Genomic DNA, 22,961 nt, shown 5'->3' with positions numbered 1-22,961 from the left:
GTCGTTCTGCATATCGCCCAGTTACTCAATTTTTTCCTGCAACTCGGCATTGACAGTCGCCAATTCTTCATTGATCAACTGCAATTCTTCTCGTGAAGTTTCCAGCTCTTCGTTGGACGATTGAAGCTCTTCATTGGTGGACTGCAGCTCCTCGTTAGAGGATTGAAGCTCTTCATTGGTGGATTGCAGTTCTTCGTTGGTGGATTGCAATTCATCAATAGAGGCTTGCAGGTTCTCGCGGGTATACGCTAGATCGTGCTCCAGCACCTTGATGCGGTCGCCGGACGGTGTGGTAGACGAACTTGCGTCCTGCTTAACCGGGGAGGTCACAATATCCTCCGACTGCTCGACAAAGCTGATCAACAGGAGGCGCTCACTCTGTGGATTATCTGCAAGTCGACGCACGCTTAAGCGAATGCAACGCGCCGTCCCGTTGTTGCCGGTGATGCAAACTTCTCGGTGCAGCGTCGGCTCGCCAATGCCCGCCGCCTGATGAACGGCGTTGCGCAGATCAAGTTGCAGTCCTTCGCGGGCCATATCGATAACATTCAGAGTCGCCTGTCCCGGTGCAGGACGCAGGTAGTTGCCGGTATCACCGTGGACATAGACGATATTACCCCGCAGATCTGTTACCACTGAAGCCGGAACGAACTTCTGCAGCAATATGCGTCGGGTCAATTCGGCTATGTTTAATTCCGTGTTCATTTTTTTTTGGTGATCCGATGGTTTACTGACGCATTCATGAACCCAAGGTTGGCTGCTGTTGATCGTCATAATTTTCGGGGATGGGATTTTATTGGATCGGTAAAACTTCCATCTACGATGTAACGGTGCAAACAGCGAGCCATGACTGCCGATGCTTTCCGATGGTGAAAGAAACAGCACGCCTTCAGGCTTGAGCGCGTAATGAAAGGTCGGAATCAATTGAGACTGCAGCTGCGGCCCAAGATAGATCATCAAATTTCGGCAACACAGCAAGTCCAGTCGAGTGAACGGCGGGTCCTTGGTAACGTTTTGCACGGCAAACACGATCATTTCGCGGATTTCCTTCTGAATCCGATATCCCGAATCCTCCTTAATGAAGTAGCGCTGCAGCCTCGCAGCCGAAACATCCCGAGCGATACTCAATGGGTAAAAGCCCGCGCGGGCGGTGCGGATTGCATCGTCATCCAGATCCGTTGCAAAGAACTGCACAGTCAAATGCAGCTCATGCTGTGCCATCAACTCATGCAATAGGATCGCCACCGAGTAAGCCTCTTCGCCACTGGCACAGCCTGCGACCCAGACCCTGAACAAGTCGTCGCGCGGTTTGCCGGCCAGAAGCGGCAGCAGAATACTGTCTTTCATCACCACAAAAGCGTCAGGGTCACGGAAAAACTGAGTGACGTTGATCAGCACCTCGCTAAATAGCAGGCGGGTTTCATCTGGGTGATGGCTTAAAAAGTCGGCGTAGGCCGTCTCGTTGCTTATTTGCTGCGCTTGCATGCGTCGCTCGATACGTCGCAACAACGTGCTGTGTTTGTAGTGCGTAAAGTCGTGTCCTGTGATGTGACGGAGGTGTAGCAGGATCTGGGTCAAGCCTCGATGATCAATCATTGCAGCGTTTGCAGCATACTCTGGGTTGCCCTGCCTTCGCTCCAGCAGCAACTGTGTCATGCCCTGCACCTCTAATACCTGACAGGCATAACCGGCTTCGATAACGCTGGTGGGCATGCCGTTGTATGCAGCATCGTCCGGTGTCTGCACTAGTGTGAGGCCGCCATGTTCGAGAATGGCGCGGCAGCCTTGGGTACCATCCGAGCCGGTGCCGGACAATATTATGCCCACTGCCCACTGTCCTTGTTGCTCGGCCAGCGACGTAAAAAACTTATCTACTGGTAGCCGCTGGGCGCGAGTGGGTTCCAGCGGACTGAGCAGTAATCGTGTTCGCTTTAGAGTGATGCTGTGGTTAGGGGGGATGACATACACTTGGTCGGCACATACTTGCATCTGTTGACCAGCCTGATGCACCGGCATGCTCGTGGCACGGGCCAGGATTTCAGTCAGGAGGCTGGTGTGGTCTGGGTTGAGGTGCTGGATTACGACGAAGGCGTATCCAGAATTGCTCGGCATGCTCCGAAGGAAAGTCTCCAATGCTTTCAGGCCACCCGCAGAGGCTCCCAGACCAACAATCATCGCTCCGCCGTCTGTACTTGCTCTGTGGTGTTGCACGTGCAAATTCTTACTGGGGGGCACGAAAGATCCTATGCAACAGAAATGGTGGGGTAAAAATTGTGTCTCGTCAGTTTAGCGCTACTCCCGAGCTTCCCAAGAATTTTTAACGGGATAGTCCAATGTTCTCATGGTAGTGTGACCCGTCCAGAAAGCGCCATGGTTTCGCACCATGCGCACCGCGTGACTTAAACACTGAAAATTTCAACCTCTCTGAATTGAGCGTGGGACATGCCACGCCGCTACCGTTCGTCGGGTAGAAATTTGCATATGGAACGATATTTTCTCATCCGTTTTGGCAAGGATGTTCTTCTTAAAACGGTTTTTGAGTCGAGCCGCGCTTGTGGAAAACATCGATAAAAGCCAATCACCCCGAAAATAAAACTCTAGGGGGTGTTCTCAATCAGGCCAGCCATATGACGACTGATACAAGACTCAGCATCGACTGGTAGTTTCTTGCCAGTCGCTCATATCTGGTTGCAATACGGCGGTACTGCTTCAGTTTCTGGAAACAACGCTCCACCAGATTACGTGCCTTGTAGGTATGTCGATCCAGCTTTCGGGGCGTCAGACGATTCCCTCTTGAGGGGATGACGGCTTCAGCCCCATTGCGCTGTATCAACTCCACGAAGGCATCTGAGTCATAACCTTTGTCTGCCAATACCGCATCGGGCGTAAAACCTTCGATCAGCGCTTCGGCTTGGCCATATTCAGAGCTTTGTCCGGGCGTCAGCAGCAGGCGTACCGGGTTCCCCAGGGCATCGACGGCCGCATGAATCTTGGTGCTCAGTCCGCCTCTGGACTTGCCCATGGCTTCGGCGTCCTGCCATGTTTTTTTGCCGCACCATGCTGACGAACGCGCACTATGCTGCCATCCACCATCAGGTGTTCTAGGTCAGCGTCAGTCGCAAGCGATGCCATGATCTGTAACCAGACGCCTTTGCGTGACCAGCGGTTATAACGCACATAGACCCGATGCCAGTGACCGTAGGTTTCAGGTAGATCCCGCCAGGGCGCGCCAGTTCGGGCAATCCAGAGTACCGCCTCTACAAATAGACGGTTATCGCGGGCGGTCACGCCACGGTCGCTGGCTTTGCCCGGCAGCAGTTCCTTGATGCGCACCCATTGATCGTCACGCAACCTATAGCGGCTCACCAGTTACCCCCAAATAGCTCAAGGGTATCGAATGGCACTAATTAGCTCAAATGAGAACACCCCCTAGGGGCTGTTCCCGTTTCACATGGGTAGCCAGAGGAAGGCACAAGCCATAGCCACCACGCTTTCGTAATTTCTCTTGAGTTTGTCGAATCGCGATGCGACCGCTCGATAGTGCTTCAGCCGGGCAAAGGCGTTTTCTACCAGGTGCCGGTTGCGGTAAAGCTCTTTATCCAGATCCGCATTGCCTTTCACCGAGTTGCGTTTTCTCGGAATCACGGCTTTGGCGCCCTGTTGTTCAACCTGTTCACGTATGGCCTCACTGTCATAGCCTTTGTCCGCAATGATTGTTTCGGCAGTGGGAACCTTGGCAATCAACGCAGGCGCCTGTGTGCAGTCGTTGATCTGGCCACCCGTGATTTCAAATACGACGGGTAGCCCGTAGGCATCTACAGCCAAGTGGATCTTGCTGGTGTTGCCTGCTCGACTTTTCCCTATTGCCTCATCCTTGCCACTGGCAGCACCGGCACTGTGCTGGTGGGCCTTGGCATAGCTGCCATCGATGAAAACCCATTCCATGTCCGGTTCAGCTACCAGCGCCTGAAAAACCTTGAGCCACTTACCTGACGCGGACCAGGCATTGAAACGCTTGTAGACTTTGCTCCAGCTTCCAAAGGCCTCGGGCAAGTCTCTCCAGGGACATCCTGTGCGCATGCGATACAGCATGCCTTCGACGGTCATCCGTAGATCGCGCTTGTTGTAGATGGCCTTGTGCAGCAGAATTTCCCGCAGCTTCGACCAGTGCTCATCACTGAGCAGTAATCGGGGCATTGCAAGCTCGTATTGGTTTTGTGTGAGAGCTACAACGATACGAGCTTGCTCTTATATATCAATGACTTAGATGGAAACGGGAACAGACCCTAGGGAAACTCTGAAAAAGACTTCCAAATTTGGTGAAATACGCACCTCACACGAACCCAACTGCGGATTCCACGCCCATCCGGCCGCGTATTCCATGAACATCCGGCCACTGATTCCACGGTGATCCGGCCACCCGTTCCACGCTCATCCGGCCACCCTTAAAGCAGGCAGCAACGCAGGATTAATTCACTACCATCGACCTCTTTTATCGAAGCTGAGAGGTCGTCGTGGAGCGGTTATCCATGCGTAAGATTCGAGAAGTGCTACGTCTCAAGTTCGAGGTCGGCCTATCTGCCCGCCAGGTCGCTGTCAGCTTGCAAGTGGGTCGAGCCAGCGTCGGTGAGTACCTCAATCGCTTTGCTGCCAGCGGCCTGACTTGGCCGTCTGCGTTAACGGACGCCGAGTTGCAACGGCGGCTTTTTCCACCGCCGCCCGCCGTTCCCAGCGATCAGCGATCAGCGTCCGATGCCCGACTGGGCATGGGTTCACGCCGAGTTGCGCCGCCCCGGCGTCACCCTGGCCCTGCTTTGGCAAGAGTATCGACTCGCCCATCCGCAAGGCTTCCAGTACAGCTGGTTCTGCGAGCACTACCGCCTCTGGGCTGCCAAGGTCGACGTGGTCATGCGCCAGGAACACCGTGCCGGAGAAAAGCTGTTTGTCGATTACGCCGGCCAGACCGTGCCGGTCATTGATCGGCGAACCGGCGAGATCCGCCAGACGCAGATCTTCGTCGCCGTCCTCGGCGCGTCCAGCTACACCTTCGCCGAGGCCACCTGGTCGCAGAAACTGCCCGACTGGCTGGGCTCGCACGTACGCTGCTTCGCCTTTCTCGGCGGTACATCGCAGATCCTGGTACCGGACAATCTGCGCAGCGGCGTCACCAAGGCGCATCGCTACGAGCCGGATATCAACCCCAGTTACCGCGATCTCGCCGAGCATTACGGCGTAGCCGTGCTGCCCGCGCGCTCGCGTAAACCCAAGGACAAAGCCAAGGTTGAAGTCGGCGTACAGGTAGTCGAGCGGTGGATCTTGGCGGTGCTGCGCAACCGCCAGTTCTTCTCCTTGGGCGAACTCAACACAGCCATCGCGCTGCTGCTGGATCGCCTCAATCAGAAGCCCTTCAAGAAACTGCCCGGCTCACGCCGCTCGGCCTTCGAGACCATCGACCAACCCGCACTGCAACCGCTACCAGAACATCCGTATGTCTACGCCGAATGGAAAAAGGTGCGAGTGCACATCGACTACCACGTGGAGGTCGACGGCCATTACTACTCGGTTCCGTACCAGCTGGTGAAGCACCCACTCGAAGTGCGGCTAACCGCTAAGACCGTCGAGTGCTTCCACGCCAACCAGCGGGTGGCCAGCCATCTGCGCTCCATGCACAAAGGCCGCCACACCACCCAAACCGAGCACATGCCCAAAAGTCACCGCGAACATGCCGAATGGACGCCGCAGCGACTGATCCACTGGGCTGAGCAGACCGGGCCGAACACCGCTGGTGTCATCGCTCATATCCTCGAACGCCGAATCCATCCGCAGCACGGCTTCCGCGCCTGCCTGGGGATCCTGCGCCTGAGCAAACAGCACGGCGAAGAGCGGCTGGAAGCCGCTTGCCAGCGAGCGCTGGCACTGGGCGCGTGCAGCTACAAAAGCTTGGAATCGATCCTGCGCCAAGGGCTGGAACGGCTGCCGCTTGCCCAGCCAAACCTGCCGTTACTGCCCGAAGAACACATCAATCTGCGCGGCCCTGGCTACTACCACTGACCTGAAAAAGGAGCACCAAAATGCTGCCCACCCCGACACTCGACAAGCTACAAACCCTGCGCCTGCACGGCATGATCAAGGCGCTTGGCGAACAACACGCAACGCCTGACATCAACGATCTCAGCTTCGACGAACGCCTCGGTCTGATGGTCGACCGCGAGCTGACCGAGCGCGAAGACGCACGCCTGACTACTCGCCTCAAGGCTGCACGACTGCGCCATAACGCCTGCCTGGAAGACATCGACTACCGCAGCCCGCGCGGTCTGGACAAGTCCCTGATCCTGCAACTGGGCAGCGGCCAGTGGCTGCGCGACGGCCTGAACCTGATCATCGGCGGCCCAACTGGCGTAGGCAAAACCTGGCTCGCCTGCGCGCTGGCTCATAAGGCCTGCCGCGACGGTTACAGCGTGCGTTATCTGCGCTTGCCGCGCTTGATGGAAGAACTAGGCCTGGCCCACGGCGACGGCCGCTTCGCGAAACTGATGGCGGGTTATGCCAAGACCGATTTGCTGATCCTGGACGACTGGGGCTTGGCGCCGTTTACCGCTGCGCAACGGCGCGACATGCTTGAACTGCTGGACGACCGCTACGGCAACCGCTCGACGCTAGTGACCAGCCAGATGCCAGTGGACAAATGGCATGCGCTGATCGGCGATCCAACCTTGGGCGATGCGATCCTCGACCGGCTGGTGCACAACGCTTATCGGATCGAACTGAAGGGCGAATCGATGCGCAGACGCGCAACGAAATTGACGGCGACAGAGACTTCAGACTAACAATACAAACCTGCGTCGCTGCGCTCCGACTGCCCGGCCGGATGAGCGTGGAATAGGTGGCCGGATGTTGGTGGGCTGGGTGGCCGGATGGCGTGGAATGCGCAAACCCAACGGTTGAGCCCCGATGAAACAGATGTCCTTCGCCGATGCCGAGTATGCCGGCAAACGTAAGCAGACCCGCCGCGAGCGTTTCCTGATCGAGATGGATCAGGTCGTGCCCTGGAAGGGTTTGATTACCTTGATCGAGCCGCATTATCCAAAGGGTGAAGGCGGTCGTCCGGCGTATCCGTTGCTGTCCATGTTGCGGGTTCATCTGATGCAGAGCTGGTTCGGTTACAGCGATCCGGCGATGGAAGAAGCACTTTACGAGACCACGATTCTGCGCCAGTTTTCGGGGCTGCATCTGGATCGAATTCCCGATGAAACCACGATCCTCAATTTCCGCCATCTGTTGGAAAAACATGAGCTGGCCGGCGGGATTTTGCAGGTCATCAATGGCTATCTGGGCGATCGCGGCTTGCTGTTACGCCAGGGCACCATCCTCGATGCCACGATCATTCATGCGCCCAGTTCGACCAAGAACAAGGACGGCAAACGCGATCCCGAAATGCACCAGACCAAGAAAGAAAATCAATATTTCTTCGGAATGAAAGCGCATATCGGTGTCGATGCCGAGACGGGTTTGGTGCATAGCCTGGTGGGCACGGCGGCCAATGTGGCGGACATGACTCAAGTCGATCAGTTGCTCCATGGTGATGAAACGTACGTCTCTGGCGATGCCGGTTACACCGGTGTAGACAAGCGTCCCGAACATCAGGGTCGCCAGATGATCTGGTCGATTGCCGCCCGGCCAAGCAGCTATAAAAAGCACGCAAAAAAGAGTCTGATCGGGCGCATGCGATGCAAGATCGAATACGCGAAAGCGCAGGTGCGGGCCAAGGTTGAGCCCCCGTTTCGCGTGATCAAGCGCCAGTTTGGTTATACGAAAGTGCGCTTTCGTGGCTTGTCGAAAAATATCGCGCAGCAGACAACGTTGTTCGCTTTGTCGAACTTGTGGATGGTGCGAAAACGGTTGATGGGCATGGGCGAGGTGCGTCTGTAATGCGGGTTAATCGCCCTGAAACAGCGCGATTAGAGGAAAGAACCGTGAATTAAGGACAAGAAGGTCTGATTTTCGACCGGCTTATGATTTTTTGAGCATCAAGTAGTGAGGGCATCAAAAATCCGTGGGTACTTCAGACCTTCCCTAGGGGATTTTTTTACCGTATACAATACATATAAAGCTTTGAAAATACAGCTCCGCCATAATTCAATACGTAAGTTCTGGCTGCCGTAAAGCCAGTTTGTGGGAAGAATTGTGTTGCACAGTATGCGTTCGTGCCAGGGAGGGGGTAATTAGTTTTGTGTAAACGGATCTGGGGCACGACAAAAGCGCCGCGATCACCAACGCTGCCGTCAATGCGCGCAATGGCCACAGCGGTAAAACCCTCAAGGGCGACTTCGGCGAACTGCCGCTCGACATCCCACGCGATCGGCAGGCGTCCTTCGAGCCGCAGCTGGGGACCAAGAATCAAACCCGCTGGACGGGCTTCGATGACAAAGTCATCTCGCTCTACGCTCGTGGTTTGAGCGTCAGAGAAATTCAGGCGCACTTGCAGGAAATGTACGGCACCGAGGTCTCTCCCAGCCTCATCTCGGGCGATTACCGACGCGGTGAGTGACAAGGTCAAACTCTGTCAGGCCCGACCGCTGGACGCGCTGTACCCGATCCTCTATCTGGACTGCATTCACGTCAAAGTGCGTGATGCCGGCGCTGTGCGCAACAAGGCGGTTTACCTGGCCATCGGCGTCAACATGGCGGGTCACAAAGAGGTGCTGGGCTTGTGGATCGCGCAAACCGAAGGCGCCAAATTCTGGCTGCAAGTGGTAACCGAGCTCAAGAATCGGCGCGTGCAGGACATCTTCATTGCCTGCGTGGACGGCCTCAAAGGCTTCCCTGAGGCGATTGAAACGGTCTACCCGAAGGCAGTCGTTCAGTTGTGCATCGTGCACATGGTGCGCAACAGTTTGAACTTCGTATCGTGGAAACGGCAGGAGGAAGTCGCGGCTGACTTGAGGCTGATTTACACCTCGGCCACTGCCGAGTTGGCTGAACAACGGCTCGACGAATTTGAAGCAAAATGGGACGCCGAGTACCAATTGATCAGCCTGTCATGGTGACGAAACTGGGCTCGGGTGATCCCGTTTTTGACTATCCAGCCGAAATTCGCAAGGTGATCTACACCACCAACGCCGTCGAATCGATCAACATGAGCCTGCGCAAAGAAATCAAAACCCGTGCGTCATTTCCGACCGGTGAGGCGGTAATGAAGCTGTTTCATCTGGCGCTGAATAACATCAGCAAGAAGTGGACAATGCCGATCCGGGACTAGAAAGCGGCGTTGAATCGCTTCAGTATCCAGTTTGAAGATCGGCTGTTAACGGTTTAATAGAAATCCCGTATACACAAAATCTGGGACACCACTCGCCAGTGATGGAACTTATGAAAAATATCATGGTGAATTTTTCTTTGATACTGCGTGGTAGTGAATCAATCCACTCCAGGAAGGCCTTTATTTTTTATAGCTATCATTGGTACATTGAGTCAACCAATTATGTGATATCTCGCTTGTGCTACGACTTACAAAGTCGAACATCCCATTGACGAACTGAGGGTCAAGCGCAGAGAGCGAAGTGGGGTTGATCGGAAGTTCGTAGTACTGAGTGCGCGAAATAGTCTTGTATTGCGTGGGCTCTTGGGCATCTTCGGGCAGCGTGTTGTCAAGCCAAACAATTCCGTCAGCGCAAATTATGTTGATTGTTCTATGCCCTCCCACAATCATTTGCCAAGCACCGTCTTCGACTGAAACTATTGCTCGTTTATCAACGCTGGATATCTTATCTCCGTCGTCTGCAATCCTAAATGTTCCATGCTACTCTATCCATGTGCGTAAATACTGGATAGTCTCGCCGGGTTTTGACATTTTTCACAACGTTTGAGATTCTGGGAGCCGGACGTGGTCATTTTATTTCCTTATTGTGATTAAGACAGGCTTGGTGCAACTGCAAATAAGCTCAGCTCTTCAAGATTGGTCCCCCTCCACATCACCACTGCAGCGGCGCGTTAAACGCACGACTGCAGTGAAGCATGTTAATACGCCACAAAGTAAAAAGTAACTCAAGGGGAAATCCGATATTAGACTTCCCAGCTTTCGTGGTTAAGTTTGGCGATTTCTTTGAAATATTTTGTATGTATAAAAATAATTAAGTCATTGAAAAAACTGAATGCGATCTCGGCGGTCAAAGGGGCAGTAACTGCTCGCGTATGGGCTCTACAATGTCAGAGTGAGCGAAACCAGTAGGTGTTCCCAAAATGGATTACTTACCGTTTCTCCGTGCTTCGGCCATGGCGCCTGACATCGGGGCCAAGATGAGTGTTGGGTATGATCCGTCACCCCGACATTATTGCCCGACACGAAGGCTGCTCGGTAAGTTTTGTATGTAGGGTCGCGGAGATGTTGAGCACGATCATAGCGCGTGAACGATGGGTTTTAATTTGTACCGAGTGACTTGAAGATTTCGAGAACAGCACACTGGTGATGTGTTGACGGAATACCGAGTACCACACAATGAGTCGTGGTCGCTACCCGGCTCCGCTAATAGACTTTGTCATTGCCAATGATGCGCAACGCTCGCTATAAATACGCTGTATTAGAGACGGGGATTGAGTCTCACGGCGGGAACGCTTGCAGGCCGCTTGAGTCATGCAGCGCTTCACTTATTTTATCGGATGGTTTAGTGCTGCTTGTTATTAGGGGTGTTAATCGTAGAAGCGTAATCAGCTTTAAGGGTGATTAACGGTTTATTCTACGCCGCTCGTAAGGTTGATTTATTTGGACGCGAAAATATGGACGAAAAAAGTATGGAGGAAATAATGCGCACATGGATTTTTGTTTCAATTGCTGCGATCGGTGGTGTATTAGGGCATATGATGCGTCGTCTAGGCGCTCAACAACCGGTTCGTGTCGGTGAAACAGTATTGCAAGGTGTAGGCGCGGCATTTGCCGGGTATCTGGTTCTGCTGGGTTGTCGTTCACTTGGTATCCCTCCGGATATTTCAGGTGTCATCATTGGCTTGTGCGGTTGGCTGGGGGCGGATGCTACTTTAATGTTGCTGCAGGATTATATTTATAAAAGGCTTAAAATCGGACCAGGTTCTGACGATGAACCAAAAGCCAAATAAGACCCCGTAGCGGTAAGAGCGTCATTGAGTAGTTTTATTAGACGGTCTCTATGGGGGGGCTTTTCAGCGCGTGGCTTTGAATACTACGATCATATTAAATGTGTAGATGAAAAGCTCCGGCGGTTTTCGAGTGACAAGATATGCACGCACGAGCTGGGCCTCCCAATCAGCTACATGCTTGCGGGGATGATTTGTGTCATTTTGGCGACTGAAAGTTGTAATAGTTATGTGTTACTTCGCGCAGTCGTTAAATGCCTTTGATCTGAGTTTTTTCGAATTTAAGGTTTTTAACCTGTATTATAGCCGTATGTGACCGACGAATATACACGCACTGGTGTTGCAGATGGGGTGCTGTACGTTGGCTGTTGGGGTATAGACCTTGGTTTGCGAGTGATCCATTAATATAAAGGTATTGACTCATGGCAATTACAGTTCTGCAACTTTCTACGATTCTTCCTCGGTCAGGTCCGGCCGCGGGGCTTTTTGCCCCGTTGCTCAACAAGGCGATGGATCAATATCACATTAATACCAAAGATCGTGTCGCCGCTTTCATTGCTCAAATCGGTCACGAATCGGGTGAGTTACGCTACTTACGTGAAATGGGCAGTCAGACATACCTTCAGCGGTACGATACCGGTGAGCTCGCCATGCGCTTGGGTAATTCCCCTGAAGCGGATGGGGACGGCCAATTATATTGCGGACGCGGGCTCATTCAGATCACAGGATTAAGTAACTATCGCCAGTGCGGCGAGGCGTTAGCGCTCGACTTGATCAATCACCCCCAATGGCTGGAACTGCCCGAATATGCTTGCCTTTCCGCGGCCTGGTTTTGGCACTCCAAAGGATTAAACCGTTTGGCGGATGAGGGGGAATTTGAATCGATTACTCGCCGGATCAACGGCGGTCTCAACGGATACCCTGAGCGCTTGGTCTTTTATCGTTTAGCGCTGTCGGTATTAAAGTGAGTGCGTGGAGCGGACGACTCCACGGCTTCTTGGCGCTGGCACTCACCAGTGTCGGTGCTTTCGTGGTCTGGCACTGGCAGGCCAATCGATACAACGCCGAAATTGCCAGTATCACGGCCCAAGTAGCCGAAAACGAAACGCAACGTTCGAGCGTCACCAGCCACGCCATCGCCCAGGAGCAAAAGCGCAATGCTCAACTGGCTGAAGCACTCCGTCAATTGGAGCACCGCCGCTTTAAGGAGGTCCAGGATGTTCAGAACACCGCCCAGCGTCTCAACGTTGATCTCGCTACTGCTAGCCAGCGGTTGTCAGTCCGGGTTGTCAGCCCGGTATGGGCCAGTGGGATGTCATCCGTCGCCCCCACCAGCGTCGTGGGCGATGGTGCCGACACCGCCGAGCTTCATCCTGCGGTTGCAGCAGATCTTGCGGCTCTTGCCGCAGACGCCGATCACTGCGCATTAAAACTTGCGTACCTGCAACAGCGTGATCAGGCTCTGGCCAAGAAATTTGACTTTAAGTAGGCGCTACAGTTTTGTGGTTTCGAATATTTATCGTCACTAGGGGCTGTTCCCGTTTCACATGGGTAGCCAGAGGAAGGCACAAGCCATAGCCACCACGCTTTCGTAATTTCTCTTGAGTTTGTCGAATCGCGATGCGACCGCTCGATAGTGCTTCAGCCGGGCAAAGGCGTTTTCTACCAGGTGCCGGTTGCGGTAAAGCTCTTTATCCAGATCCGCATTGCCTTTCACCGAGTTGCGTTTTCTCGGAATCACGGCTTTGGCGCCCTGTTGTTCAACCTGTTCACGTATGGCCTCACTGTCATAGCCTTTGTCCGCAATGATTGTTTCGGCAGTGGGAACCTTGGCAATCAACGCAGGCGCCTGTGTGCAGTCGTTGATCTGGCCACCCGTGATTTCAAATACGACGGGTAGCCCGTAGGCATCTACAGCCAAGTGGATCTTGCTGGTGTTGCCTGCTCGACTTTTCCCTATTGCCTCATCCTTGCCACTGGCAGCACCGGCACTGTGCTGGTGGGCCTTGGCATAGCTGCCATCGATGAAAACCCATTCCATGTCCGGTTCAGCTACCAGCGCCTGAAAAACCTTGAGCCACTTACCTGACGCGGACCAGGCATTGAAACGCTTGTAGACTTTGCTCCAGCTTCCAAAGGCCTCGGGCAAGTCTCTCCAGGGACATCCTGTGCGCATGCGATACAGCATGCCTTCGACGGTCATCCGTAGATCGCGCTTGTTGTAGATGGCCTTGTGCAGCAGAATTTCCCGCAGCTTCGACCAGTGCTCATCACTGAGCAGTAATCGGGGCATTGCAAGCTCGTATTGGTTTTGTGTGAGAGCTACAACGATACGAGCTTGCTCTTATATATCAATGACTTAGATGGAAACGGGAACAGACCCTAGGGAAACTCTGAAAAAGACTTCCAAATTTGGTGAAATACGCACCTCACACGAACCCAACGGTTGAGCCCCGATGAAACAGATGTCCTTCGCCGATGCCGAGTATGCCGGCAAACGTAAGCAGACCCGCCGCGAGCGTTTCCTGATCGAGATGGATCAGGTCGTGCCCTGGAAGGGTTTGATTACCTTGATCGAGCCGCATTATCCAAAGGGTGAAGGCGGTCGTCCGGCGTATCCGTTGCTGTCCATGTTGCGGGTTCATCTGATGCAGAACTGGTTCGGTTACAGCGATCCGGCGATGGAAGAAGCACTTTACGAGACCACGATTCTGCGCCAGTTTTCGGGGCTGCATCTGGATCGAATTTCCGATGAAACCACGATCCTCAATTTCCGCCATCTGTTGGAAAAACATGAGCTGGCCGGCGGGATTTTGCAGGTCATCAATGGCTATCTGGGCGATCGCGGCTTGCTGTTACGCCAGGGTGGGGATTCCATGCGCACTTGGACACCCAGTCCACGAACACTTGGACAGCGATTCCACGCTGACTTGGACACTCATTCCACGAGCACTTGGGCAGTGATCTCTCACTGATCCGACCCAAGCTCAGGCAGGCAGCAACCGCAGGATTATTCACTACCATCGACCTCTTTTCTCGAAGCGAAAGGTCGTCGTGGAGCGTATATCCATGCGTAAAATCCGAGAGGTACTACGCCTAAAGTTCGACGCCGGCCTGTCCGTGCGTAAAATTGCTACCAGCCTGCGCATTAGCAGCGGCAGTGCCGGCAATTACCTGCACCGCTTCAACGCTTGCGGGCTGACTTGGCCCACGCAGTTGCCGGACGCCGAACTGGAGCGATGTCTATTCCGCCAGCGCCGACGGTTCCCAGCGATCAACGTCCGATGCCGGACTGGGCTCATGTCCATGCCGAGTTACGTCGCCCCGGCGTCACCTTGGCCCTGCTCTGGCAAGAGTATCGGCTCACCCATCCGCAAGGCTTCCAGTACAGCTGGTTCTGCGAGCACTACCGCCTCTGGGCTGCCAAGGTCGACGTGGTCATGCGCCAGGAACACCGTGCCGGAGAAAAGCTGTTTGTCGATTACGCCGGCCAGACCGTGCCGGTCATTGATCGGCGAACCGGCGAGATCCGCCAGACGCAGATCTTCGTCGCCGTCCTCGGCGCGTCCAGCTACACCTTCGCCGAGGCCACCTGGTCGCAGAAACTGCCCGACTGGCTGGGCTCGCACGTACGCTGCTTCGCCTTTCTCGGCGGTACATCGCAGATCCTGGTACCGGACAATCTGCGCAGCGGCGTCACCAAGGCGCATCGCTACGAGCCGGATATCAACCCCAGTTACCGCGATCTCGCCGAGCATTACGGCGTAGCCGTGCTGCCCGCGCGCTCGCGTAAACCCAAGGACAAAGCCAAGGTTGAAGTCGGCGTACAGGTAGTCGAGCGGTGGATCTTGGCGGTGCTGCGCAACCGCCAGTTCTTCTCCTTGGGCGAACTCAACACAGCCATCGCGCTGCTGCTGGATCGCCTCAATCAGAAGCCCTTCAAGAAACTGCCCGGCTCACGCCGCTCGGCCTTCGAGACCATCGACCAACCCGCACTGCAACCGCTACCAGAACATCCGTATGTCTACGCCGAATGGAAAAAGGTGCGAGTGCACATCGACTACCACGTGGAGGTCGACGGCCATTACTACTCGGTTCCGTACCAGCTGGTGAAGCACCCACTCGAAGTGCGGCTAACCGCTAAGACCGTCGAGTGCTTCCACGCCAACCAGCGGGTGGCCAGCCATCTGCGCTCCATGCACAAAGGCCGCCACACCACCCAAACCGAGCACATGCCCAAAAGTCACCGCGAACATGCCGAATGGACGCCGCAGCGACTGATCCACTGGGCTGAGCAGACCGGGCCGAACACCGCTGGTGTCATCGCTCATATCCTCGAACGCCGAATCCATCCGCAGCACGGCTTCCGCGCCTGCCTGGGGATCCTGCGCCTGAGCAAACAGCACGGCGAAGAGCGGCTGGAAGCCGCTTGCCAGCGAGCGCTGGCACTGGGCGCGTGCAGCTACAAAAGCTTGGAATCGATCCTGCGCCAAGGGCTGGAACGGCTGCCGCTTGCCCAGCCAAACCTGCCGTTACTGCCCGAAGAACACATCAATCTGCGCGGCCCTGGCTACTACCACTGACCTGAAAAAGGAGCACCAAAATGCTGCCCACCCCGACACTCGACAAGCTACAAACCCTGCGCCTGCACGGCATGATCAAGGCGCTTGGCGAACAACACGCAACGCCTGACATCAACGATCTCAGCTTCGACGAACGCCTCGGTCTGATGGTCGACCGCGAGCTGACCGAGCGCGAAGACGCACGCCTGACTACTCGCCTCAAGGCTGCACGACTGCGCCATAACGCCTGCCTGGAAGACATCGACTACCGCAGCCCGCGCGGTCTGGACAAGTCCCTGATCCTGCAACTGGGCAGCGGCCAGTGGCTGCGCGACGGCCTGAACCTGATCATCGGCGGCCCAACTGGCGTAGGCAAAACCTGGCTCGCCTGCGCGCTGGCTCATAAGGCCTGCCGCGACGGTTACAGCGTGCGTTATCTGCGCTTGCCGCGCTTGATGGAAGAACTAGGCCTGGCCCACGGCGACGGCCGCTTCGCGAAACTGATGGCGGGTTATGCCAAGACCGATTTGCTGATCCTGGACGACTGGGGCTTGGCGCCGTTTACCGCTGCGCAACGGCGCGACATGCTTGAACTGCTGGACGACCGCTACGGCAACCGCTCGACGCTAGTGACCAGCCAGATGCCAGTGGACAAATGGCATGCGCTGATCGGCGATCCAACCTTGGGCGATGCGATCCTCGACCGGCTGGTGCACAACGCTTATCGGATCGAACTGAAGGGCGAATCGATGCGCAGACGCGCAACGAAATTGACGGCGACAGAGACTTCAGACTAACAATACAAACCTGCGTCGCTGCGCTCCGACTGCCCGGCCGGATGAGCGTGGAATAGGTGGCCGGATGTTGGTGGGCTGGGTGGCCGGATGGCGTGGAATGCGCACCACGACTGCGTGAGGCGCTGGAACGTCACGATCTGCTCGGGTTAGATCCTGTACCCGTAGAGCTGAGGAATAAGGTCCTCCGAACTGCCAAGCGCTTCGGGAAGGGGCGATTCGCCCAAGTCGCAGCTCGCCATGTGGAATTGGCGGGAACGGTGCCCTCGTACATCGTTAATGCGATTAATTGGTTGAGGGAGCAATGAGGCTCAATGACGAACAGAGGGAAGCTGTGGAGTGGACTGGCCCCTGCTAAACCGGACACCAATACCCCGTTAAATTGATGCCGCTGCCAAACGCCTAAACTCCCGCGGTGAACGGTATTTTAGAGCGCTGTGCGGATGCTCCTCGTTGTAATGCTCAAAGGCAACCGTCAGGTTGCGCAAGGCGGTTTCCCGGTCAGGTTTGGGCATGTGCGCGACGTAGTCGCGCTTCATCGTTTTAACGAAGCTCTCGGCCATGCCGTTGCTCTGCGGGCTGCGCACCGGTGTCGTCACCGGCTGTAAACCGATCTGTCGGGCAAACTGGCGTGTCTGTTCAGCGATGTAGGCCGAGCCGTTATCGCTCAGCCATTGCACCGGGGTGGCAGGCGGTTCTTCACCGAAGCGTGTTTCCACCGCTTCCAGCATCAGATCGCGGATATCGTCGCCGCTGTACCCCGTCGGGCTGGCCACCCAGCCGATGGCTTCGCGGTCGCAGCAGTCCAGGGCGAAGGTCACGCTCAGCTTGTCGCCGTCTTCACAGCGAAACTCAAACCCGTCAGAGCACCAGCGGGTATCGCTGGTGGCCACTGCGATGCGGCCTTCATGGCGGCGCGCCACTCCGGGCTGTTTAATTCGACGCTCCAGCAGTAACTGATGATCGCGCATCACGCGATAGACCCGTTTGACGTTGATTGGCGCCTGACTTTGTTGTTCGCGCCGACGACGGAGCAAACCCCACACACGGCGGTAGCCATAGCTGGGCAACTCACTGACTTCAGACTGAATCTCTTTGACCAAAGCGGCATCGTCCATTCTTGGACGACGCCTTGCGGGCCGTGCAGCTGGCTTGAGTCGAACCGTTAATTGCGAGCGCGCTACACCGAGACTTTCACTGATCAGCTTCACAGGTCGTCCCCCGGCAACAAGGGTGAGTGCGCAATCCATTTTCGCGACCGAGCAATCTCCACGGCTTCCTGAAGGATCTCGACTTGCATGGTTTTCTTGCCCAGCATCCGTTGTAACTCACGGATCTGTTTGAGTGCGTCGGCCAATTCAGAAGCCGGCACTACGGTCTCTCCGGCACTGACCGCCGAGAGGCTGCCATTCTGATAAAGCTTGCGCCATTGGAAGAGTTGGTTGGCATTCACGCCATGGCGCCGGGCCACGACCGAAACACTTTGTCCTGGTTGCAGACTCTCGCGAACCATCGCCAGCTTTTGCTCTGGGCTCCAACGGCGACGACGCTCCTGGCCCAGCAGCTCCCCACCCTTATCACTACTATTAGTCATATACATAACCGTTTGCCTATCCCTTATCTTAAGGGGGAAACGGTGTCCTGTCTTTCATGGGGCTCGTCCATGAACGAAATCACGCCACCGTCTCCAGTGGCGATTATTGTAGTGGTCAACTAATCCCGGACACGACGTTAAGTTTTTCTTCGGCCCGAGCTGGCGCCAGCCCACCGTTGAATTGATGGGGCCGAATCCAGTTGTACCGATGCATCAAGAAATGGCTGATATCGCGTTGGGCTTCTTGAGCAGTTCTGTAACCCGTGGTCGGGATCGTGTCCCTGGAAGTGGTGTAACTGAAACCAGCTGAAGGCGCCTTGCGGCGAAAGAAGTGGGTCACCGTGGTTCTTGGCTAAGGTTGAGTTTGCAAAGACCTAACCTGAACCGGGAGAACCACGATGACCAAACCTACTGTCTCACTGAACGAGCTGCTGGAGAAAGGGGCTGACGTCGATTTGCTCAGGCAAATGATTCAATTTGTCGCCCAGCGCATGATGGAACTCGATGTTGAAGGCCTGTGCGGCGCCGGCTACGACATCAAGAGCATGGAGCGCACCAACAGCCGCAACGGCTATCGGGACCGTTTGTGGCAGACGCGCACCGGTGACGTGGATCTGCGCATCCCCAAGCTGCGCAGTGGCAGCTACTTCCCTGGCTTCCTGGAGCCGCGCCGCACCGCTGAAAAGGCCTTGGCCGCGGTCATTCAGGAGGCCTACATCCAAGGCGTCTCAACGCGATCGGTCGACGAGTTGGTCAAGGCCATGGGCATGACCGGGATTTCCAAAAGCCAGGTTTCACGACTCGCGGGCGAAATCGATGAGCGTGTGCACGCCTTCCTGGATCGCCCCATCGAAGGAGATTGGCCTTATCTGTGGATCGATGCGACGTACGTCAAAGTGCGGGAGGCCGGACGGATCGTCTCGGTCGCCGTCATAATCGCCGTGGCCGTCAACACTGACGGAGGTCGTGAAGTGCTGGGCATGCGCGTAGGCCCCTCGGAGGCTGAACCGTTCTGGACGGATTTTTTGCGCAGCCTGATGCGGCGAGGACTGCGGGGCGTAAAGCTGGTGATCTCCGACGCTCATGAAGGCCTGAAGGCCGCGATCTTTAAGGTACTCAACGCGACCTGGCAACGTTGCCGGGTCCATTTCATGCGCAATGCCATGGCCCATGTGGGCAAAGGCCAGCGCACCATGGTGGCGGCCCTGCTGCGCACGGTCTTTGCCCAGGACAATGAGGCCGAATCACGCCGGCAATGGCGTGTCGTGGCGGATCAATTACGCGAAAAGTACCCGAAAATCAGCCAGCTGATGGATGCCAGCGAGGACGAAGTCCTGGCGCACATGACATTTCCCAAGGCCCACCGGCAACAGATCCACAGCACCAATCCACTGGAACGCTTAAACGCCGAGGTCAAGCGGCGAACCGACGTGGTGGGCATCTTCCCCAACGACGCCGCCATCGTGCGCCTGGTCGGCGCCATGCTACTGGAGCAGAACGACGAATGGAGCCTGCAGAAGCGCTACATGCAGCTGGAAGGCTTCCAGGCGGTGAGTGACAACCCCACGGCTAAACTATCAGCCATAATTAACTGAGGCATCAAACTCAACAGCCAAGAACACGGGAGTTACACCACGTCCAGGGACACGATCCGTGGTCGGTATCCATTCAGTTTTCAAGCTGCGGAACACGCGCTCCATCGGCGCATTGTCCCAGCAATTTCCCCGGCGACTCATGCTCTGGCGCATGCGATAACGCCACAGCCGCTGGCGAAATAAACGACTCGCATATTGCGACCCTTGATCCGAGTGAAATAGCAGGCCCTGAGGCCTTCCTCGTTGCTCGTAAGCCATATCCAGGGCCTTAATAACCAGCTCGGCATCCGGCTTTTCCGACAATGCCCAGCCCACCACCCGACGCGCGCAAAGATCCAGCACGACCGCCAGATAGTGCCATTTCCCCTGAGCCCAAATGTAGGTGATGTCGCCGCACCACACCTGATTGGGTGCCGGGACATTGAACTCCCGATTCAAGATGTTCGGGATATCCAACCGTTCAATCGTCGCTCGTTTATAGGCATGAGAACCTGGCTGTTTACTGACGAGATCAAGCTCACGCATCAAGCTGCGCACTTTGAATCGACCGAGTTGCTCACCATCGTCACGCATCAACGAGAGAATGCTACGGCTGCCGGCAGCACTGCGACTTTGTGAAAATAACTCGCTCACTCGGCTGCGCAATCGAAGCCGTTCAACATCAGGCGTTCGGCGCCTGAGGCGGTGGGCGTAATAGCTTGAGCGGTTGACTTCAAACACGTTGCACAGCCAATCAATCGGCTCATGGACACTTAGCTGATTGATCAGCGCGTACGCTCGTGATCTTCCGACATCAAGAGCGCGGTAGCCTTTTTTAATATCGATTTTTCCCGTTCAAGGCGGGCGATCCGGGCCTCCAGTTCCTGAATTTTTTGCTGTTCCGGGGTCAGCGCTTTGCTTTGCGGGGTGACGCCTTGGCGTTCTGTCTGAACCTGGTCAACCCAACGGCGCAGGGCCGACTCGCCGACGCCGAGTGAACGACTGGCTTCGATGTAGCTGTAGTTTTGCTTAAGCACGAGGTCGGCAGCCTCGCGTTTGAATTCAGCAGAAAAGGAACGACGTTGTTTGGTCATCTGACACCTCGATCTGGCGAGCATTCTCGCCTAAATGGGTGTCCGGTTTCATTAGACCACTACATATCGATTGAGAAGGCTTTGCTACGAAGGGGCTTTAAGCATCTCTTCCAGATACTTCAGGACGTCTTCTGGATTGACACCTTTTGGTGGAGTCAGGATCACTTTACGCCCGTCAATGCGAGCATCCAGCTGGGTGCGCTCCTTATAAGCGATGTGCTTGGGAGGCGACGGGGTGTGCGGATGTTCCTTTTTACGGACTTCGCTTTTGGCCCAGTTGATAGAGCTGTCCTGGGAGGAGCCGTCTCGAATCCTTGAGGCAGCCGCAATGACCGTCTCGGTATGGCCATGGTCAGATAGCGCGACCAGATCAGCCACTACCCTGTTACCGATGAGTTCCGGATTTTCCTCAAGCATCCCAATGACTGGCGCGGGTAGCTTGAAGTACGCCAGGCACCGGCTGATGGTCGCCATGCTACGACCAACCCGGCGGGACAGCTCTGTCTGGTTCTGAACAATCTTGTCGTCGAGCAACTGCTTGTAGCTAACGCCACGTTCGAAATCGGTGAGGTCTTCGCGTGCGTCGTTGTCCGCAACGGACAGTACGGCCGCTTCTTCATCAGTGAGCTGACGGACAAGGGCGTAGATGGTGTGTTTGCGTAACAACTCGTGCGCCAAGAAGCGACGTTCGCCGGCTATCAGCTCGTAGTTTCCATCCGACAACGGCCGCACGACGATTGCGTTGTTGAGTCCGCCGTTGTCTTCGATGGTATTCGCGAGTAGGGCAAGCTTCTCCTGGTCAAATACTCGCCGGGGCTGATACTTCCCCTTTCGAATCTTCGACATCTGAAGAAACATGACTTCGCCGGGAAATTTCTCCCCGGCGAGCGCGACATCCGTAGGGCCCGGCTCAAAGTGCCGTGTAGTGGACACCGACGCACCGTTCTGAGGTGGTGACGTTTTGGCTGGTTCTTCATCAGCCAGCCCGAGTTGACGAAGAACTTCGCCCATCGGCTTCAGGTTGGCTTCAGGGATATGCTTTGGTACTGAGACTCCCTGAATGCTACTACCCTCGGCAGAAATGACTGTTGGGCGACCGATAGGAGCTGTTTTCCTCATTTGGATTTCTCCAGCACGGATTTGGCGCGGTCCATTACTTCGTCAAAGACCTTGCGGAAGGCGCCGAGGGAGTTTTCGGAGCCTTGTTTCCAAAGCACCAGCGGAATGCCTTCCTCCAAGCACTTCGAATAGTCCTCGGAATGGATCAACTGTTGCTCGGTCACCTTACCCGGGAACAGCGAGGAAAGCCTGGCCAAATTGGCTTGAATGCGCGGACGATTCTTGATGTACATCGTAGGAATGGCAATGATTTCAGGAGCACGCCCGAAGTCCTGGCTCATGTCACTGATCTTGAACGCCAGTCGGGAAAGGGCGCGAAACGAAAACTTGTCCATGCGAATGGGGCACAACAAAAAATCCGCAGCAGCAAGACTGTTACGCGAAAGCATGGTGCCTGAGGGGGCATTGTCCATAATGATCACGTCATAGCTGGAAAGGTCGCAATGCGGGAACTTGCCTTGGCGAGCCTTCTCAATGAAGAGCGAATAGCGAAAATCAGCGACATGCGCATTACGAAGAACAATATCCATATCATCGAGTGAATCGAAAGCGGGAATTAGGTGAGGGCCATCCTCGCCGAAAGGCTTCCTGATCACCTGACTCAGATCCATAGCTGGGAATGTAGACCCGAGTTGCATGAGGTTTCCCAAATGGCCTTCAACTGCGCGGTCCACCGGCAACCCGAGCTCGGCCAATTCCTCAGTCGTCTGATCTGGGTCATACCCCAGCATGCTGGAAACGTCTGCCTGAGGATCGTTGTCGATGATTAAGGTTTTATAGCCAGCAAGTGCGGACAAAATCCCTATGTTGCACGTGGTCGTGGTCTTAGCCGTGCCGCCTTTCTGTACATAGGTGCTGAAAGTGACTTGGCGACTAAGGCCTTTAGTATTGCCATTTTGGCGCCGGATTGCAGCGATACGAAACAAATCCGCCAGTGAGTAACTACGAACACCGACAGGCCCACGAATGCGGTCGATTGTGAGGTCGTTATCCTTTTCGATCGCCTTTAGGGTTTGCTTACTGATCTGCAAGCTTTCCGCTGCAAATTTCGGGCTGTATCTCAAGGCAGCGAAGTCTGTGAAGGTGTATTGATCGAGTTGTTCAGTAGCTGCATTCAT

At 55.4% G+C, this 22,961-nt stretch carries 13 protein-coding genes and 7 pseudogenes; 11 read left to right on the top strand and 9 right to left on the bottom strand.

Going from position 1 to position 22,961, the window contains the following annotated elements; genetic code table 11:
- Positions 1–21 precede the first annotated feature (21 nt).
- The 3 genes and pseudogenes from ACA068_RS29865 to ACA068_RS29855 form a co-directional block, all read right to left on the bottom strand.
- Complete coding sequence (locus ACA068_RS29865; protein ID WP_497310787.1) at positions 22–2,175, bottom strand: chemotaxis protein CheB; 2,154 nt, start codon at positions 2,173–2,175, stop codon at positions 22–24.
- 439 nt (positions 2,176–2,614) lie between these two features.
- A pseudogene (locus ACA068_RS29860) lies at positions 2,615–3,333 on the bottom strand (IS5 family transposase).
- Positions 3,334–3,447: 114 nt separating this feature from the next.
- Entirely contained in the window at positions 3,448–4,197 is a 750-nt protein-coding gene (locus ACA068_RS29855; protein WP_497309286.1) for an IS5 family transposase, read from the bottom strand.
- A gap of 332 nt (positions 4,198–4,529) precedes the next feature.
- Here ACA068_RS29855 and istA (ACA068_RS29850) point away from each other — a divergent pair.
- The 7 genes and pseudogenes from istA (ACA068_RS29850) to ACA068_RS29820 all read left to right on the top strand — a co-directional run bounded on the left by istA (ACA068_RS29850) (position 4,530) and on the right by ACA068_RS29820 (position 12,595).
- Positions 4,530–6,051: pseudogene (gene istA, locus ACA068_RS29850) on the top strand (IS21 family transposase).
- Positions 6,052–6,071: 20 nt separating this feature from the next.
- Entirely contained in the window at positions 6,072–6,827 is a 756-nt protein-coding gene (gene istB, locus ACA068_RS29845) for an IS21-like element ISPsy14 family helper ATPase IstB (RefSeq protein WP_497310704.1), read from the top strand.
- A gap of 124 nt (positions 6,828–6,951) precedes the next feature.
- On the top strand, positions 6,952–7,929 hold the full coding sequence (locus ACA068_RS29840; RefSeq protein WP_497310714.1) for an IS5 family transposase: 978 nt from the start codon (positions 6,952–6,954) through the stop codon (positions 7,927–7,929).
- A gap of 313 nt (positions 7,930–8,242) precedes the next feature.
- Positions 8,243–9,259: pseudogene (locus ACA068_RS29835) on the top strand (IS256 family transposase); the annotation flags it as partial.
- Positions 9,260–10,773: 1,514 nt separating this feature from the next.
- Positions 10,774–11,109, top strand: a complete 336-nt coding sequence (locus ACA068_RS29830; RefSeq protein ID WP_497310786.1) for a phage holin family protein — start codon at positions 10,774–10,776, stop codon at positions 11,107–11,109.
- 419 nt (positions 11,110–11,528) lie between these two features.
- Complete coding sequence (locus ACA068_RS29825) at positions 11,529–12,074, top strand: glycoside hydrolase family 19 protein (RefSeq protein WP_497310785.1); 546 nt, start codon at positions 11,529–11,531, stop codon at positions 12,072–12,074.
- Between the two features lie 29 nt (positions 12,075–12,103).
- On the top strand, positions 12,104–12,595 hold the full coding sequence (locus ACA068_RS29820; RefSeq protein WP_497310784.1) for a hypothetical protein: 492 nt from the start codon (positions 12,104–12,106) through the stop codon (positions 12,593–12,595).
- Between the two features lie 54 nt (positions 12,596–12,649).
- Here ACA068_RS29820 and ACA068_RS29815 read toward each other — a convergent pair whose 3' ends face one another.
- Positions 12,650–13,399 (bottom strand): IS5 family transposase, encoded by a 750-nt coding sequence (locus tag ACA068_RS29815; protein WP_497309286.1) that lies wholly within the window; start codon positions 13,397–13,399, stop codon positions 12,650–12,652.
- A 163-nt stretch (positions 13,400–13,562) separates the two neighbouring features.
- On the opposite strand from ACA068_RS29815, the pseudogene ACA068_RS29810 reads away from it, so the two are divergent.
- The 3 genes and pseudogenes from ACA068_RS29810 to istB (ACA068_RS29800) form a co-directional block, all read left to right on the top strand.
- Positions 13,563–13,973, top strand: a pseudogene (locus ACA068_RS29810) (transposase); the annotation flags it as partial.
- A 202-nt stretch (positions 13,974–14,175) separates the two neighbouring features.
- A pseudogene (istA, locus tag ACA068_RS29805) lies at positions 14,176–15,689 on the top strand (IS21 family transposase).
- Positions 15,690–15,709: 20 nt separating this feature from the next.
- Entirely contained in the window at positions 15,710–16,465 is a 756-nt protein-coding gene (istB, locus tag ACA068_RS29800; RefSeq protein WP_497310704.1) for an IS21-like element ISPsy14 family helper ATPase IstB, read from the top strand.
- 374 nt (positions 16,466–16,839) lie between these two features.
- On the opposite strand, the gene ACA068_RS29795 is transcribed toward istB (ACA068_RS29800), so the two are convergent.
- Both ACA068_RS29795 and ACA068_RS29790 read right to left on the bottom strand, forming a co-directional pair.
- Positions 16,840–18,056, bottom strand: a protein-coding gene (locus tag ACA068_RS29795) for an IS3 family transposase (RefSeq protein WP_497304932.1) whose coding sequence is annotated in 2 segments (ribosomal slippage) — positions 16,840–17,711 and positions 17,711–18,056 — 1,218 coding nt in all. Because the reading frame shifts where the segments join, the coding sequence is not laid out codon by codon here.
- 115 nt (positions 18,057–18,171) lie between these two features.
- Positions 18,172–18,333, bottom strand: a pseudogene (locus ACA068_RS29790) (IS3 family transposase); the annotation flags it as partial.
- Positions 18,334–18,454: 121 nt separating this feature from the next.
- On the opposite strand from ACA068_RS29790, the gene ACA068_RS29785 reads away from it, so the two are divergent.
- Positions 18,455–19,651, top strand: a complete 1,197-nt coding sequence (locus ACA068_RS29785; RefSeq protein WP_497303600.1) for an IS256 family transposase — start codon at positions 18,455–18,457, stop codon at positions 19,649–19,651.
- Positions 19,652–19,711: 60 nt separating this feature from the next.
- Here ACA068_RS29785 and ACA068_RS29780 read toward each other — a convergent pair.
- From ACA068_RS29780 to ACA068_RS29770, 3 genes and pseudogenes are all read right to left on the bottom strand, one after another.
- Positions 19,712–20,724 (bottom strand): annotated as a pseudogene (locus ACA068_RS29780) (IS3 family transposase); the annotation flags it as partial.
- A gap of 84 nt (positions 20,725–20,808) precedes the next feature.
- Positions 20,809–21,843, bottom strand: coding sequence for a ParB/RepB/Spo0J family partition protein (locus ACA068_RS29775; protein ID WP_497310783.1), 1,035 nt, complete (start codon positions 21,841–21,843; stop codon positions 20,809–20,811).
- Entirely contained in the window at positions 21,840–22,961 is a 1,122-nt protein-coding gene (locus ACA068_RS29770; protein WP_497310782.1) for a ParA family protein, read from the bottom strand. The genes ACA068_RS29775 and ACA068_RS29770 overlap by 4 nt, the downstream gene beginning before the upstream one ends.

The sequence above is a fragment of the Pseudomonas sp. LBUM1660 genome (genome assembly GCF_059695935.1).
This window is presented reverse-complemented; position numbering and strand designations above follow the sequence as displayed.